The sequence below is a fragment of the Sinomonas soli genome (assembly GCF_054782415.1).
Window position 1 is genome coordinate 1 of the sequence record NZ_BAAGSN010000023.1, and the last position, 12,674, is coordinate 12,674.

Annotated in this window: 15 protein-coding genes, 1 pseudogene and 1 other annotated feature; of the genes and pseudogenes, 5 read left to right on the plus strand and 11 right to left on the minus strand. The window is 66.9% G+C overall.

What is annotated here, in order from left to right; translation table 11 throughout:
* Positions 1 to 302: 302 nt before the first annotated feature.
* Genes ACYVKZ_RS19895 through ACYVKZ_RS19905 form a run of 3 tightly spaced genes read right to left on the minus strand, consistent with a single transcriptional unit; the run spans position 303 to position 3,195 of the window.
* Positions 303 to 1,313 carry an amidohydrolase family protein gene (locus ACYVKZ_RS19895; RefSeq protein ID WP_460994070.1) on the minus strand — a complete coding sequence of 337 codons (1,011 nt, stop codon included), beginning with the start codon at positions 1,311 to 1,313 and terminating at the stop codon, positions 303 to 305.
* Positions 1,310 to 2,047 (minus strand): 4-carboxy-4-hydroxy-2-oxoadipate aldolase/oxaloacetate decarboxylase, encoded by a 738-nt coding sequence (locus ACYVKZ_RS19900; RefSeq protein WP_460994072.1) that lies wholly within the window; start codon positions 2,045 to 2,047, stop codon positions 1,310 to 1,312. The genes ACYVKZ_RS19895 and ACYVKZ_RS19900 overlap by 4 nt, the downstream gene beginning before the upstream one ends.
* Entirely contained in the window at positions 2,047 to 3,195 is a 1,149-nt protein-coding gene (locus ACYVKZ_RS19905) for a zinc-dependent alcohol dehydrogenase (protein WP_460994074.1), read from the minus strand. The genes ACYVKZ_RS19900 and ACYVKZ_RS19905 overlap by 1 nt, the downstream gene beginning before the upstream one ends.
* 121 nt (positions 3,196 to 3,316) lie before the next feature.
* Between ACYVKZ_RS19905 and ACYVKZ_RS19910 the strand changes: the two genes are divergently transcribed.
* Together ACYVKZ_RS19910 and ACYVKZ_RS19915 are read left to right on the plus strand one after the other, a co-directional pair.
* Entirely contained in the window at positions 3,317 to 4,264 is a 948-nt protein-coding gene (locus ACYVKZ_RS19910) for a substrate-binding domain-containing protein (RefSeq protein ID WP_460994076.1), read from the plus strand.
* A gap of 8 nt (positions 4,265 to 4,272) precedes the next feature.
* Complete coding sequence (locus ACYVKZ_RS19915) at positions 4,273 to 4,740, plus strand: RpiB/LacA/LacB family sugar-phosphate isomerase (RefSeq protein WP_460994078.1); 468 nt, start codon at positions 4,273 to 4,275, stop codon at positions 4,738 to 4,740.
* Here the strand turns inward: ACYVKZ_RS19915 and ACYVKZ_RS19920 are convergent.
* The 7 genes from ACYVKZ_RS19920 to ACYVKZ_RS19950 all read right to left on the minus strand — a co-directional run bounded on the left by ACYVKZ_RS19920 (position 4,694) and on the right by ACYVKZ_RS19950 (position 10,005).
* On the minus strand, positions 4,694 to 5,365 hold the full coding sequence (locus tag ACYVKZ_RS19920; RefSeq protein ID WP_460994080.1) for a 2,3-bisphosphoglycerate-dependent phosphoglycerate mutase: 672 nt from the start codon (positions 5,363 to 5,365) through the stop codon (positions 4,694 to 4,696). The two genes, ACYVKZ_RS19915 and ACYVKZ_RS19920, sit on opposite strands and share 47 nt — an antisense overlap.
* Positions 5,365 to 6,213, minus strand: a complete 849-nt coding sequence (locus tag ACYVKZ_RS19925) for an alpha/beta fold hydrolase (RefSeq protein ID WP_460994082.1) — start codon at positions 6,211 to 6,213, stop codon at positions 5,365 to 5,367. Before ACYVKZ_RS19925 ends, ACYVKZ_RS19920 begins: the two co-directional genes overlap by 1 nt.
* 9 nt (positions 6,214 to 6,222) lie before the next feature.
* The gene (locus ACYVKZ_RS19930) at positions 6,223 to 7,050 is read right to left on the minus strand and encodes a 3-methyl-2-oxobutanoate hydroxymethyltransferase (RefSeq protein ID WP_460994084.1); all 828 of its coding nucleotides are present in this window, start codon (positions 7,048 to 7,050) and stop codon (positions 6,223 to 6,225) included.
* On the minus strand, positions 7,047 to 7,526 hold the full coding sequence (locus tag ACYVKZ_RS19935; RefSeq protein WP_460994086.1) for a hypothetical protein: 480 nt from the start codon (positions 7,524 to 7,526) through the stop codon (positions 7,047 to 7,049). The genes ACYVKZ_RS19930 and ACYVKZ_RS19935 overlap by 4 nt, the downstream gene beginning before the upstream one ends.
* 13 nt (positions 7,527 to 7,539) lie before the next feature.
* The gene (locus ACYVKZ_RS19940) at positions 7,540 to 8,820 is read right to left on the minus strand and encodes an aromatic ring-hydroxylating dioxygenase subunit alpha (protein ID WP_460994088.1); all 1,281 of its coding nucleotides are present in this window, start codon (positions 8,818 to 8,820) and stop codon (positions 7,540 to 7,542) included.
* An 83-nt stretch (positions 8,821 to 8,903) separates the two neighbouring features.
* The gene (locus ACYVKZ_RS19945; protein ID WP_460994090.1) at positions 8,904 to 9,227 is read right to left on the minus strand and encodes a 2Fe-2S iron-sulfur cluster-binding protein; all 324 of its coding nucleotides are present in this window, start codon (positions 9,225 to 9,227) and stop codon (positions 8,904 to 8,906) included.
* 376 nt (positions 9,228 to 9,603) lie between these two features.
* Positions 9,604 to 10,005, minus strand: a complete 402-nt coding sequence (locus ACYVKZ_RS19950; RefSeq protein WP_460994092.1) for a HoxN/HupN/NixA family nickel/cobalt transporter — start codon at positions 10,003 to 10,005, stop codon at positions 9,604 to 9,606.
* 195 nt (positions 10,006 to 10,200) lie between these two features.
* Between ACYVKZ_RS19950 and ACYVKZ_RS19955 the strand changes: the two genes are divergently transcribed.
* The 3 genes and pseudogenes from ACYVKZ_RS19955 (at position 10,201) to ACYVKZ_RS19965 (ending at position 12,279) form a co-directional block, all read left to right on the plus strand.
* Positions 10,201 to 10,383 (plus strand): hypothetical protein, encoded by a 183-nt coding sequence (locus tag ACYVKZ_RS19955; protein WP_460994094.1) that lies wholly within the window; start codon positions 10,201 to 10,203, stop codon positions 10,381 to 10,383.
* 281 nt (positions 10,384 to 10,664) lie between these two features.
* Positions 10,665 to 10,787, plus strand: a pseudogene (locus ACYVKZ_RS19960) (amino acid synthesis family protein); the annotation flags it as partial.
* Positions 10,788 to 11,014: 227 nt separating this feature from the next.
* A protein-coding gene (locus ACYVKZ_RS19965) for an IS3 family transposase (RefSeq protein ID WP_460994096.1) occupies positions 11,015 to 12,279 on the plus strand; the annotation gives its coding sequence in 2 pieces (ribosomal slippage) (positions 11,015 to 11,318 and positions 11,318 to 12,279; 1,266 coding nt in all).
* Positions 11,314 to 11,448: a sequence feature (AL1L pseudoknot), on the plus strand. Its footprint overlaps the gene before it by 135 nt.
* Before the next feature lie 28 nt (positions 12,280 to 12,307).
* Here ACYVKZ_RS19965 and ACYVKZ_RS19970 read toward each other — a convergent pair.
* Positions 12,308 to 12,451 (minus strand): DUF4913 domain-containing protein, encoded by a 144-nt coding sequence (locus tag ACYVKZ_RS19970; RefSeq protein ID WP_460994098.1) that lies wholly within the window; start codon positions 12,449 to 12,451, stop codon positions 12,308 to 12,310.
* Positions 12,452 to 12,674 lie beyond the last annotated feature (223 nt).

Sequence of the window (12,674 nt, forward strand, 5' to 3'; positions counted from 1 at the left end):
GCCCGCGCCCTGCCGCCTTCAGTCTGGCGGGGGTCGGGTAGCCTCCTGGGACGGGGCACGCCTGGCCTGCACCAGCTCACCGGTCATACCCTCGATCGCTGCCGCAGCAACCGAACGGGCGTGCACATCCAGCCCAACACTCGTACGCTCAATGAACACCTCCCCACGCATGTCGGATAGGCCGGGCAGGGGAATCTGTCCGGTAACCCACGAATCTACGTGAGCGAGGCCCCGGTCCGCAGCCACCCACGAAGGCGGTCCTCATACCGTCTAGCAACGAGTTAACGGCGCAACACACTAGATCACATCAGGCGCTCGGCCACATGGTCGGCTACCCGATCCCTCATGCCGGGGTAGACCTCCAACGCATTGTCGCGCAGGATCTTCCGCTCATCGCTCACCGAGAGGCCTGCCGCCTTCACATAGGTCAAGGTGTTGTCCCACTGCACACCCGTTGCCGGGTCGGCGCCACGTACCGCGCCGAGCATTTCGGAGGCGAAGAGGAGGTTGCGCGCCGGTACGACGCTGGTGAGCAGGTCGATGCCGGGCTGATGGTACACCGCGGTGTCGAAGAAGACGTTCTTGAGCAGTTCCGAGGGGTCCTGCCAGCCATTGCGCATCGACAACCCACGGTAGCGTCCCCAGTGGTACGGAACCGCGCCGCCTCCATGCGGGATCACGAAGCGCAGCCCGGGGAAGCGCGCGAACAGATCCGACTGCAGAAGCTGCGTGAACACGCTCGTGTCCGCGTTGAGGTAGTGCGCGCCGAGGGTGTGGAAGTTCGGGTTGCACACCGTCGAGACGTGCACCATGACGGGGATGTCGAGCTCCTGGATGACCTCGTAGAGGTCGAACCAGGACTCGTCCGTGAGGGGCTTGCCAGCCCAAGTCCCTGACGGGTCCGGGTTGAGGTTGGCCCCCACGAAGCCGAGCTCGATCACCGTGCGGCGCAGCTCGGCGACGAGGCTCTCGTGGTTTCCGTCCGGTGTCTGCGGAAGCTGCGCCACGGGCGCAAAGTGCTGCGGGTACAGCTCGCTCACGCGGTGGACAAGATCGTTTGAGGCCTGCGCCCACGCGTTCGCGATGCCTGGGTCGGGGACGTGGTGCTCCATCCCGGAGGCACGCGGGGAGAAAGCCATGAGATCCCCACCGCGCTCCATGAGCGCGCGCAGCTGGTTGGGCTCGACGCTCTCCCGCAGCTCGTCGTCACTGATGGGCGCGAGCCGCGCGGACTGGCCGGCCAGCTGCGCCTTCCTGAACTCGCGCAGCTGGTCAGGTTCGGTCGTGTAGTGGCCATGGATGTCGATGATCACTGCTGGGCCTCCTTAGCCTGGGCCTCCGCCCCCCGGGTCTCCTTGAGCCAGATGTCGTGGTCAACGTAGCGGATGCCCGCCTTCTCAAGCAGTGGGCGCATGTTGTTGACGTCGAGGGCGATCTCGCCGGCCCGGTATCGCGCCCGCGATCTGGCCTCCTTCTCCTCGCGCGCCTTCGACGCCGCGAGCACCTCGGCTGCCTTGATCCGAGGCACGACGACGACGCCGTCGTCGTCGGCGACGACCACGTCGCCAGGCTGGACGATCCTGCCCGCGATCGCGATAGGGACGTTGACATCGCCGAGGGTTCCCTTGACCGTGCCCTCGGCCGAGACGCATTTCGACCAGACCGGGAAGCCCATCTCCTTCAGGTCGGCGACATCGCGCACGCCGGCGTCGATCACGAGGCCGCGCACGCCGCGGGCCTTGAGCGATGTCGCGAGCAGGTCACCGAAGAAGCCCATGTCACACGGAGCCGTAGGCACGACGACGAGCACATCGCCTTCTGCGCACTGCTCGACGGCGACGGCGATCATCGTGTTGTCACCGGGAGCGACGGTAACGGTCACCGCCGTACCGGCGATGCGGGACCCGGGGTAGATCGGGTTGAGCTGCGAGCCGAGGAGCCCCGTGCGACCCTGCGCCTCGTGGACCGTGGCGACGCCGAACGTTGCCAAGGCGTCTACGACGTCGCGGCCGGCGCGCGGTGGGTTCGTGACGACGAGGCCGCCCATCAGCGCACCCTCCCGCCGGCCCGACCGATGAGCTCGGGCATCATCGAGATGTGGATCGCGTCCTCCTCGGTCTCGCCGGCGAGCACCCGGATCGCGTGGTCCACCTGGTCGATCCCGTAGCGGTGCGTCGCCAGCTTCTCGAGCGGGTAGCGGCCCGAGGCGAGCTGCGCGATGGCGAGCTCGCACGCGTTGAAGGAGTGGCCGCGTGCGGACTTGATCGTGATGGCCTTCTCCGTGATCTTCTTGACTGGGAAGTCGGGGAACGCCGCGAGCTCGCCCTGGATCAGGAGCGTGCCCTCGCGGCGCTTGAGGACGTCGACACCCAGCAGGACCGGCGCGGTGCCCGCCCGCGAGGTGCAGTCGAGCACGAAGTCGAGGCCGCGACCGTCTGTGAGGTCCATGATCTTCTCGCGCGGGTCCTCGGTGAGGACGTCGATGACCTCGTCCGCGCCGAGCTCCTTGGCCAGCTCGAACCGGTCCTTGTCCCGGGTGGTGCCGGAGACGAAGATCCTGGATGCGCCGGCGGTCTTCGCCGCGACGAGCTGGGAGAGGCCCTGCTGGCCGGGCCCCTGGATGAGCACCGTGTCGTTGTAACCGACGCCCGCGGTGAGGAGCGCCCATTCGATGCCGTTCGAGAGCGGCATGACGAGGCCGGCCTGCTCGGCGGTGATCGCGTCCGGGATCTTGTGGAGCACCGAGTTCCACGGGAGGTACATGTACTCGCTGAAGCCGCCCCACAGATAGCCCGGGTTGTCCGCGCTCGTGTAACCGAAGCGACGCGCATCGGGGTTCGTGCGCCAGTCCGTGGCCTCGCAGTGGCGGTACTCGCCGATGCGGCACCATTCGCAGCTGAAGCAGCCCACGTAGTGCTCCACGAAGACGCGGTCGCCTTCCTCGAGCCCTTGGCGCTGCTTGAACTTCGAGCCAGCCTCGACGATGACGCCGACGTTCTCGTGGCCCATGATCACCGGGCCCCGCGTGGCGGGGCTCGTGGGCGGACTGCTGTATAGCTTCACATCGGTGCCGCAGATCCCGGCGACCTCGATCTTCAACAGCGCGGACTCGTCATCGAGCTCCGGCAGGTTGAACTCGCGCATTTCGGTCGTGCCCGGCCCCACGCGGACGGCCGCCTGTATCTTCTCCGACAATTCTGGCTCCCTTGAGCGCGGCCATGCGGCCTTGGCAAGATGGTTAGACCAATCTACCATGCAGGTGGTGGACGTCACTAGAGGCATGTTCCAGCCATCCACTAACCTCGTAGGAGGCCCCATGACCACCAAGTTATCCGCACTGAGCCGCACGCAGGGCAACAACCGGCGCCTCAAGGAGGGGGCCATCGTTCCCGCTGATTACCCGCTTGCCTTCGAGGAGGTTCCCGTCCTCGTCGACGGCTTCCGCAGGATGGTGCGACAGCTCGCTTATGACGTGAGCGAGATGGCCCTGACCACCTACCTAACCGCTCGCGAGCACGGCGTCAGGTTCACTGCACTGCCGATCTTCCTGGTGCGCGGGTTCCATCACGGCGCCATCCTCGTGCGGCAAGACTCCGGTATCACGGAGCCGGCGCAGCTTGCAGGACGGAAGGTCGGCGTTAACCGCGGCTACACGGTCACGACCGGGGTGTGGGCCCGGGCGATCATGGCCAGCGAGTACGGCCTCGACCTCGACAAGGTCACTTGGGTCCTCTCCGGCGACGAACACGTAGCCTCCTATGTGCCACCCTCGAATGTGATGCACGCCGGGCCTGGAAAGAGTCTCGGCCGGATGCTCCTCGACGGTGAGCTCGACGCCGTCATCGGAGCCAACATCGAATCCCCCGAGATCGTCACGCTCATTCCGGATGCCGACGAAGCCGCGATCACCGCGCTACGAGGCCAGTGCCTGTACCCGATTAACCACCTCGTAGTGATCAAGGACGAAGTCCTTGAGGCTCACCCTGACGCTGCCGCGGCGGTGTTCGAGGCGTTCGCGGAATCGAAGCGCCGCTATGTCGCAGACCTTCGGGCGGGAACGATCGCTTCTCCCGATGCTGCCGACCGCCTCCACTTGCAGGTGCTGGAGGCCACCGGCTGGGACGATCCCCTCCCCTACGGGATCGAGCCGAACCGCGAAGTACTCGAAAGGCTCGTCGCGCAGGCTGGCGCGCAGCGCATCCTGCGCAGGCCCGTCGATCTCGAGGAAGTCTTCGCGACATCGGCGCGGGAGCTCGTCGGTTGAGCGCCCCGATGCGTATCGCTCTGGCCGCCGACCACAACGGAATCCGTCTAAAGGCACGGCTGCTGGAATGGCTGGGAGAGCGCGGGCACACGGCAATCGACATGGGCGGCAACGACCCACACGCTGTCGTCGACTATCCGCCCCTGTGCGAGTCCGCCGGCCGCATGGTCGCGGCTGGGAAAGCAGACCTGGCAATCGTCATCGGGGGGAGCGGGCAGGGCGAGGTGATCGCATGCAACAAGGTTCGGGGCGTCCGTGCCGGACTCGCCTACAGTCGCTTCTCGGTGCAGGTTTCCCGGGGCAACAATGACGCCAACGTGATGGTGCTGGGCACCAAGGTCGTGACCGACATCGGAGCCCTCCGTCTCGTCGAATTGTGGCTCACCACCCCGTTCAAGGGCGGCCTCCATCAGAGACGTATCGACCAGATCAAGGCACTGGAATCCGCAGCGGCGCACTCGTCGGGCGGACAGTAATCGGCATTGCGGTCTCGATGCGTGCGCGCGCCGTCTCCTCGAGGGCCGCGCCCGTGCTCAGGTGCAGGAGGACGCGGAGCGCGTTGCCGTGCGACACCACCACCACCGTGCGGTTCGCGCCGAGCTCGGGGGCGAGGAGGCCGTGCCAGTAGGGCGTCATTCGGCCGGCCAAGTCAGCGAGGCTCTCTGTGGCGACGCCCGCGGCCTCGGGGATCGATGCATAGCGCTCGTCGGCGCGCTGCTCGGCGAGCGTGTCGTTGTCCGCATGGGGAGGCCTGGCATTGACGCTGCGGCGCCAACGCTCGACGTCTTCCGTGCCGTAGCGCTCGCGCGCGGCGCGCTTGTCTAGGCCCTGGAGTGCCCCGTAGTGGCGCTCGTTGAGCCTCCAGTCAATCCGCGGCGACAGGTTCCAGCCAGCTTCCTCGACAAGCAGCCGTGCCGTCTCGACGGCGCGGTCGAGCGCTGACGTGTGGACGGCGTCGGGTCGCAGCCCCGCAAGGCTGCGCCCGACTGCGCATGCTTCGAGCCGGCCCCGATCAGTGAGCGGAACGTCGAGCCATCCAGCGAAGGCGTCCCGCGCGTTGGCGAGGCTCTCGCCGTGGCGGAGCATGACTAGAAGGGACATCAGTGTCGCTCGAGGAATTCCCGGATTCGCGCTGGCGCAGTCTCAGGCGTCTGCTCGGCGACCGGCACATCCCAGTATTCATGGACGGGTAGGCACTCCTCGAGGTACCGCGCGGCCGAGGGGGCGTGCGAAGCGTCCTGCCCCGGGACGATCAGTGCGGGAACGTCCAGGGTCATGAGGTCTTCGGCCTCGACGCCGGGTACTGTGTCGCGGTCGAACAGTCCACGCACAGTCCCCGTGACGATCAACTCGTAGCGGTGCGGGTCCATGGCCGCGTAGGACTTTGCGAACTGCTCGTCAGCGCGCAAGGGCGCAGCCCACGGGCTTACCCGGGGGTCCTTGCTGAACCCGGCCGTGGTCGACCGAGCAAGCTCCACCACCGCCGGGAGGCCGTTTTCGGCTGCGAACGCGAGGTGCTGGGTGAATCTGAGGTGTTGGGCCATGCGGTACTGTGGGCCGCCGGCGGGCGAGAACAGGACCATGCTCCTCACGCGTTCCGGCACGGCGACGGCAAGGGCCGCCGCGGTCGAACAACCGACGCACCCGCCCATGGTGTGGACCCAGTCGAAGCCGAGGTGGTCGATGAGCGCGAGCGCTTGCTCCATGTAGCGCTCCCATGTGAGCCGCTCCACCCGGCCGCCCGACCGGCCAGACTCCCTTCGGTCGAAAACTACGCATGTGTAGGCGTCCTTGAGGGCGTCGACAAAGCCGAGGTCGCGGTAGCGGCCGAAGCTCGTCCAGTTCTCAAGGCTCGAGTCGAAGCCGCCAGGGCTGAACATGAGCAGTGGTGCCCCTTCGCCGACGGTCTCGTACCGAGTGGGGATTCCGTCGAGTTCGACGACTGGCATGATGCCTCCTCAGATCTTGATGCCGCCACGGATCTGGCGACCGGCACGGACATCGCCGATGCACTCCCTGAGTGCGTCGTAGGCGATGCGGGCGACGTTGACGTACGTATCGGGTTCCTTGTCGACGTTGGCGGCCGAGTACCCGATCGCTGCGATGGCCATGCGGATGCGGCCGTCGAGCCACGGTCCGCCGCCGAAGCCTCCGAGCACCGGAATCGACACCGCCTCGACGACCGCAGGTCCCACGACGGGCCCAGAGTTGGTGAAGTTGAGTGCGACGGCGCCTGCGGCCTCGAGCCGTTTGGCCTCGGCGACCAACTCGTCGAGCATCTCCTCAGGCACCTGGACTGTGCTCGCAGCAGAGTAGGCGACGCCGTACTTGAGGGCTGTCTGGGGCGTTATTCCGAACTGGGCGAAGACAGGTATTCCGGCGCGGGTCACTGCCTCAACCGCCTCGGGGAAGTCGGAGGCGCCGTCGAGCTTGACCATGTCGACACCGGCTTCCTTGGCCAGACGGACCGCCGCGCTGACCGCCGTCGCAGTTCCCTCCTGAAGGGGACCGAATGGGAAGTCGCAGCTCAGCAGCGCCCGCTCGACGCCCCGGCGGACCGCCTTGGCAACGACGAGGATCTCCTCCATCGTGATCTCGAGCGGATGCGGCTGGCCCCAGAGATTGACCCCTACCGTATCGCCGACCGAGATGATGTCGGCGCCCGCACGGTCCGCGAGGCGCGCCATCTGGTAGTCCCAGGCGACGATGCACGCGCTCTTCTCACCCGAGGCCTTCATCTCCTGCAAGGCCGGAACCGTGACGCGTCCGCTCGTCGAGGCGTTCATGCGCGCGTTGCCCTCAACAGCTCGACGAGATCGTCCGGCTCCGCCGGAACCAGCAGAATCCGAGCGTACGGGCGCAGACTGAGCAGAGCGTCGCTCGCCAGCTCGCCCGGCGTGATGACCAGGCCCGCAGTCATAGTTCCCCGTACCTTGCAGGCGGCTCCGATCGTCCCCGCGGCCTCGCTGTTCGAGCTCTCTGTCGCCACCATGACGACCGTGTTGCTCTCCGCGATCGCATCGACCAGCGGTACCCGCCCTCCGGAGACCTCGACCAGTTCGTGGCCGGGGTCAGAAGCCGTGTAGAACCTGGCCTGTGCCCACTGGAGAGCCGCAGCCGCTGCCACGACCTCCCGGGCGCCGGCGTCGAGAGCGATCACGCGGGTGTTTCGCGCAGCCGCCAGCGGATAGTCGATCCGGAAGGCCGCCTCCTTCGTCGTCGCGGCCTGTGCGCAGGCACTGACGCCAGCCAGGACTGACATGATGTCCCCTCTCTCAGACCGTCGTCTGCGGGACGCCCGGCCGGGCAATCATTGCCTCGCCGATCCCGTCGATGAATGACTGGTCGGCTGGGAGCACGACGGCTACCGAGCGGACCTTCTGGTCCTGCGGGCGGTTGCCGACCGGCTCGACGCCCTCCTGCAGAGCGAGCGCCGCCTTGCGGAGCTTCTGCCGGGCCTTGATGATTCCGGCGTCGGTGGCAACCAGACGCTCCTTCGTTCGGTCGACGACGGGGCCCATCGATTCCTGGAGCGAGGAGTCCTGAAGGGCGATCCCTTCGATTCCTGAATAAGTCCTGCCGACACGCTGGGCCTCCCGGTCCATGAGGTAGTCGTTGTCCTTGTTGGCCAGCGGCCGGTAGGCCTCATCGTTCGCGCTGTGCACCCCCTTGCCTGCGCGCATCGCGGCGACCTCGTCCTCGGTGAGCTGCCGAGTGGGGTGGTAGTCGAAGCTGTACGCCCAGCAGTTCTCGTCATCGATCGGTACCCAGAAGTGTCCGTGGACCGGATGATCGGCTCGCGGCGGGACCATCGTGAAGTTCGGCAGCACCCAGGGGGTCACCCGCCAGTAGTAGTGGCCCTCCTCGGCGTTGCGTCGCGCCCCGATGAGCAGGCCCCCCTCGTAGTCGACGACTTCGAAGAACGGCTTGAGGTCGCCCCTGTTGTACTGGTTCCCCTTCGACCCCTTGAAGAGCGGGTCGCTGTCCAGGTTGCCCGAGTGCAGGAATGTGACATGGCTGGAGTCGATGCCGCCCTCGAGCGCCTGGAGCCAATTGGACTGCTGGAGGCGCTTCGAGGTGAAGACCTGGCCTTCGGGGACCGTGTACGGCTCCCACTCAGGCAGGGGCGGCTGGCTTCCGGGGTCGCCGAGGTAGGCCCAGAGGACATCGCCGCGCTTCACGAGCGGGTAGGACTTCAGCTTCACGTTCGCGCAGAAGTTGCTGGTCTCCGGTTCGCTGGGAACCTCGATCGCCTGGCCAGTGCGGTCGTATTTCCAGCCGTGGTAGGGGCAGCGCAGGCCTCCCTCTTCGTTCCGGCCGAACCACAGCGAGACGCCGCGGTGGGCACAGAACTCGTCCATGAGTCCGTACCGGCCCTCCGAGTCGCGGATGGCGATCAGCCTCTCGGAGAGAACCTTCACCCTGACAGGAGGGCAGTCGTTGGAAGGCAGCTGCTCGGCGAGCAGCACGGGCTGCCAGTAGCGGCGGAACAGTTCGCCCATAGGCGTGCCCGGCCCCGTCTGGGTCAACAGCTCGTTGATTTCGGTACGCAACACGGTTCGCGCATCCTTTCGTCGGTGAGGAACAACTAACAGGCCATCGTGCGGGACCGCACGGTCCTGGCCCCCGTGTGGAACGGTCAGGGCTGCTCGGCGGGCACGTCGACGGTCAGCCCGTCGAGCTCGTCGTCGAGGAGGATCTGACAGCCGAGCCGGCTGTTGCTGCGCCGCTCGGAGACCCCGAGATCCAGCAGGTCATCCTCGAGCTCCCCCGGCTGCCCCACGCGGTCGCAGAACTCCTCGCGCACCCAGACGTGGCAGGTGGCGCAGGAATTGTTGCCCCCGCACTCACCGATGATGCCGGGCACGCCGTTGCGTACCGCGGCCGACATGACTGAATCACCGACGGCGGCGTCAACAACTGTGGTGTCGCCGTCGACGCTCACGTAGCGAATCTGCAGCACGGAAACCTCCCTATAATGGCATGACCATTATGCCTATCGCCTGAAAGGTGTGTCAACGACGCCGTGAGAGGTTCCGGATCGAAGAGGATTCCTCGCTCGGCGAGATGCCCAAGCGATGCCTGATGCGGCCGAAACGCCAGAGCGCCGGCGCGCTCAGCCAGACGAACAGAAAGAGACCCACGACCCCGTCGCCTGCGTGGTCGAGATTGACGCCGCCAACTGCCGCGATGGGTCCGATGGCGGTTCCGAAGTGGTCTGCCAAGGCGCCGAGCAGTTCGACCGTGCCGATGAGTGGTCACAAGCACCGAGATCGTGGTGATCGTAAGGTTGTAGAACACCTTTCGGACGGGCTTGGGCAACGCCCACGTAAGCGGCGTTAATGAGTACGCCGTCGACCATGTCTGCCAGGCACATGCCAGCAGCGAAAAGCACTGCGAGAACCCGGGGTGGCGTAGAACGGCAGGTTGAAGGCTGCCGCTCCTCCCGCCAGCACGAGCAGCGACACCTCGGAGGCGGCGTCGAAGCCGAGCCCAAACAGAACTCCGAGCGGATAGATGCGCCAGGGCTTGCGAATGAGCAGAGTGCGCCTTCCGAGGAACCGGTTCATGAACCCGCGGGGGTCGAGGCGCTTCTCCAGTTCCGCGTCGTCGAAGGCGCCCGTTCGCAGCTCGCGGAACATCCGGAAGATCCCGACCGGAGCCCCCAGGTCGAGCAAGCCGATCATCCACAGGAAGACCCGGAGGCGAGTGGCCCCACGATGCTGGTCAGCTGACGGCACGCGGGTGATTCATCGCCCAACGGCCCCACGAGCGACCGAACGCCCAAGGCCAACAGCATCGAGAGCACGAAGACCATGGTGGAGTGCCCGAGCGAGAACCAGATGAGAGCGGCTGCGCATAGCGGGATGCCCCGGCGATGCCCTTCTGGGCGCGGTCGGCAATGAGCTTTCGGGTGGCACGTCCACTGCTGCTATATGGTCGGCATCGAACGCGTCGCGCAGGCCGAAGATATCTGCGAGGACACCGACACCCGCGGTGAATATCGGCTGATATCCGCCCAGACGGTAATGAGCGGGAGCCACCAGGCCAGCAGGACGCCGAAGCCGGCGACGTGGAGTACGACGACCACAACGGCCATCCAGCTCCGCCGGTCGTGAGGGCTGAGGCCGAGCCCGAATGCCGCCAACAGTTCGCAAGAGTCTCGTCGATGAGGGTGACGATCTTCCTGACATTCATCTGCTTCGGTGCGCGAAGGCGGCCGGGCTGTGAGCCCGGCGGCGAGGGCCGCCTCATCTCCGCCGTCATCGAGAACCCTAGGCCGAGCAAGGATTCATCGAAGACCTCTGCGACGGCATCCTGGAGAACGCCTACGATCTCGGTGCGCTGCTCGCGCCCCGGGTGATCGAAGCCCTCGGCGCCCCAGTGGAGGGCCGCGATCGTGGGGCTCGACGGCGAGAGCGAGCACTGTTCGGCGCTCATCCACACCCTCCAGTTCGGCGACGACTTCCGCAAGGCGGCGGAGGCGACGACGCTGCTTCCTGCCGTGGAGAAGCGCGGCCGTGCGGGGGTCACCTTCGACATCCCGCTCAGGCACAAGGCCGACGCGACGATACGAGCTGAACTGGCTCGCCGTCCGGCGGCGAGTCTGGCGGGACGGGATCGAGGTCGTCGCGATGGACGGGTTCACTGGGATTAAGACCGCAGCCGCCGAAGAGCTCCCGGACGTGGTCAGAGTGAAGCGCACTGGGTCTGATGGAGACTCCTGACCTTGGAAACGAGGATGGAGTCATGGCAGCGAGTCAGGGATCTGGGAAGCCGACGGCCCGTCGGTATTCGCCGGAGGAGAAGGCCGCGGCGGTGCGGATGGTGCGCACCCTGCGTGCGGAGCTGGGGACCGATCACGGAACGGTGCAGCGGGTCGCGGCGCAGTTGGGCTATGGCGTCGAGTCGGTGCGGGCCTGGGTGCGCCAGGCCGACATCGACGACGGCGCGGCCCCCGGCGTGAGCACAGCGGAGGCCCGACGGGTGCGGGAACTCGAGCAGGAGGTCCGCGAGCTGCGCCGGGCGAACGAGATCCTCAAGCGGGCCGCGAGTTTCTTCGGGGCGGAGCTCGACCGCCAACACCGGAAGTAGTCGCGTTCATCGAAGCGAACAGGAACGACGTCGTTGAAGGCCGCCCGCTCGGAGTCGAGCCCATCTGCAGCCTGCTGCAGGTGGCTCCGAGCACCTACTACGCCGCGAAGGACCGCGCCCCCTCGGCGCGTGCCGTGAGCGACGCGGCCCTCATTCCGGAGCTGGTGGCGCTGTGGAAGGAGAACTACTGCGTCTACGGCGTCCGCAAGCTCTGGAAGGCCGCCCGCCGGTCCGGGATCGACATCGGCCGCGACCAGACCGGCCGGCTGATGCGCGCCGCCGGCATCGAGGGCGCGGGCCGGACCAGACGGGTCAAGACGACCAGGGCCGATCCGGCGGCTGCCCGGCATCCGGACCTGGTGAAGCGGCAGTTCACCGCGCCGGCCCCCAACCGGCTCTGGGTGACCGACCTGACGTTCGTGCCCACGTGGGCGGGAGTGGCCTACGTCTGCTTCATCATCGACGTCTTCAGCAGGATGATCGTCGGCTGGCGCTGCGCCTCCCACATGCGCACCGAGATGGTCCTGGACGCGATCGAGATGGCCCGCTGGTCACGAGGACGCCACCACGAGGACCTGCGGTGCCACAGCGATGCGGGCAGCCAGTTCACCTCGATCCGCTACAGCGAGCGGCTCGCCGAGATCGGCGCGACTCCCTCGATCGGCACCGTCGGCGACAGCTACGACAACGCGCTGGCCGAGACCGTGAACGGCTACTACAAGACCGAACTCGTCCGCGGCCCCGGCCGCCCCGGCCCGTGGAAGACCGTCGAGGACCTCGAGCTCGCGACACTCGGCTGGGTCCACTGGCACAACACCCAGCGTCTCCACGGCTACCTCGGCGACATCCCGCCCACCGAGTTCGAGCAGGCGTTCTATGCTGACCAAACCGACCGCAACCAGCTGGCGGTAATCAAATAGCGCGAGTCTCCATCAGACCCAGTGCGCTTCAGAGGACGGGCATGTGGTGGTCTGCGTGGTCGCGCCACCAGACGCTCATGCCGGTGCTGCCGTCCAGACGCAGGAACTCCCAGGAGCACCAGAGGGCTTCGGGGCGGCTGATGGCTTCGGCGTGCTTCCACCACTGCGGCACCAGGTGGTGCTGCCCTGGGTGTTGAGCTGGCGGCGGTAGGTCACGGCCAGCTTGTCGCGGACGAATTCGGCGACGTTGGGGTAGAACAGCTCAGGCGCGCCCACGCCATCCCCGGCCGGCCCCGGAGCTGTCGTGTCCTCGAGTTCGTCGTCCCACTCCCCCAGTCCCTCACTCATCGGTGGTCCCGGCGGCGGTCCACCGGTCGGCAGCCGCGGGAGCGGGT

Bases quoted from the DNA above. Each gene is read 5' to 3' on its own strand.
- ACYVKZ_RS19900 (WP_460994072.1), bottom strand. From the start codon at position 2,047: ATGGGCGGCCTCGTCGTCACGAACCCACCGCGCGCCGGCCGCGACGTC.
- ACYVKZ_RS19910 (WP_460994076.1), top strand. From the start codon at position 3,317: ATGACCACCAAGTTATCCGCACTGAGCCGCACGCAGGGCAACAACCGG.
- ACYVKZ_RS19915 (WP_460994078.1), top strand. From the start codon at position 4,273: ATGCGTATCGCTCTGGCCGCCGACCACAACGGAATCCGTCTAAAGGCA.
- ACYVKZ_RS19920 (WP_460994080.1), bottom strand. From the start codon at position 5,365: ATGTCCCTTCTAGTCATGCTCCGCCACGGCGAGAGCCTCGCCAACGCG.
- ACYVKZ_RS19925 (WP_460994082.1), bottom strand. From the start codon at position 6,213: ATGCCAGTCGTCGAACTCGACGGAATCCCCACTCGGTACGAGACCGTC.
- ACYVKZ_RS19930 (WP_460994084.1), bottom strand. From the start codon at position 7,050: ATGAACGCCTCGACGAGCGGACGCGTCACGGTTCCGGCCTTGCAGGAG.
- ACYVKZ_RS19935 (WP_460994086.1), bottom strand. From the start codon at position 7,526: ATGTCAGTCCTGGCTGGCGTCAGTGCCTGCGCACAGGCCGCGACGACG.
- ACYVKZ_RS19955 (WP_460994094.1), top strand. From the start codon at position 10,201: ATGGTCGGCATCGAACGCGTCGCGCAGGCCGAAGATATCTGCGAGGAC.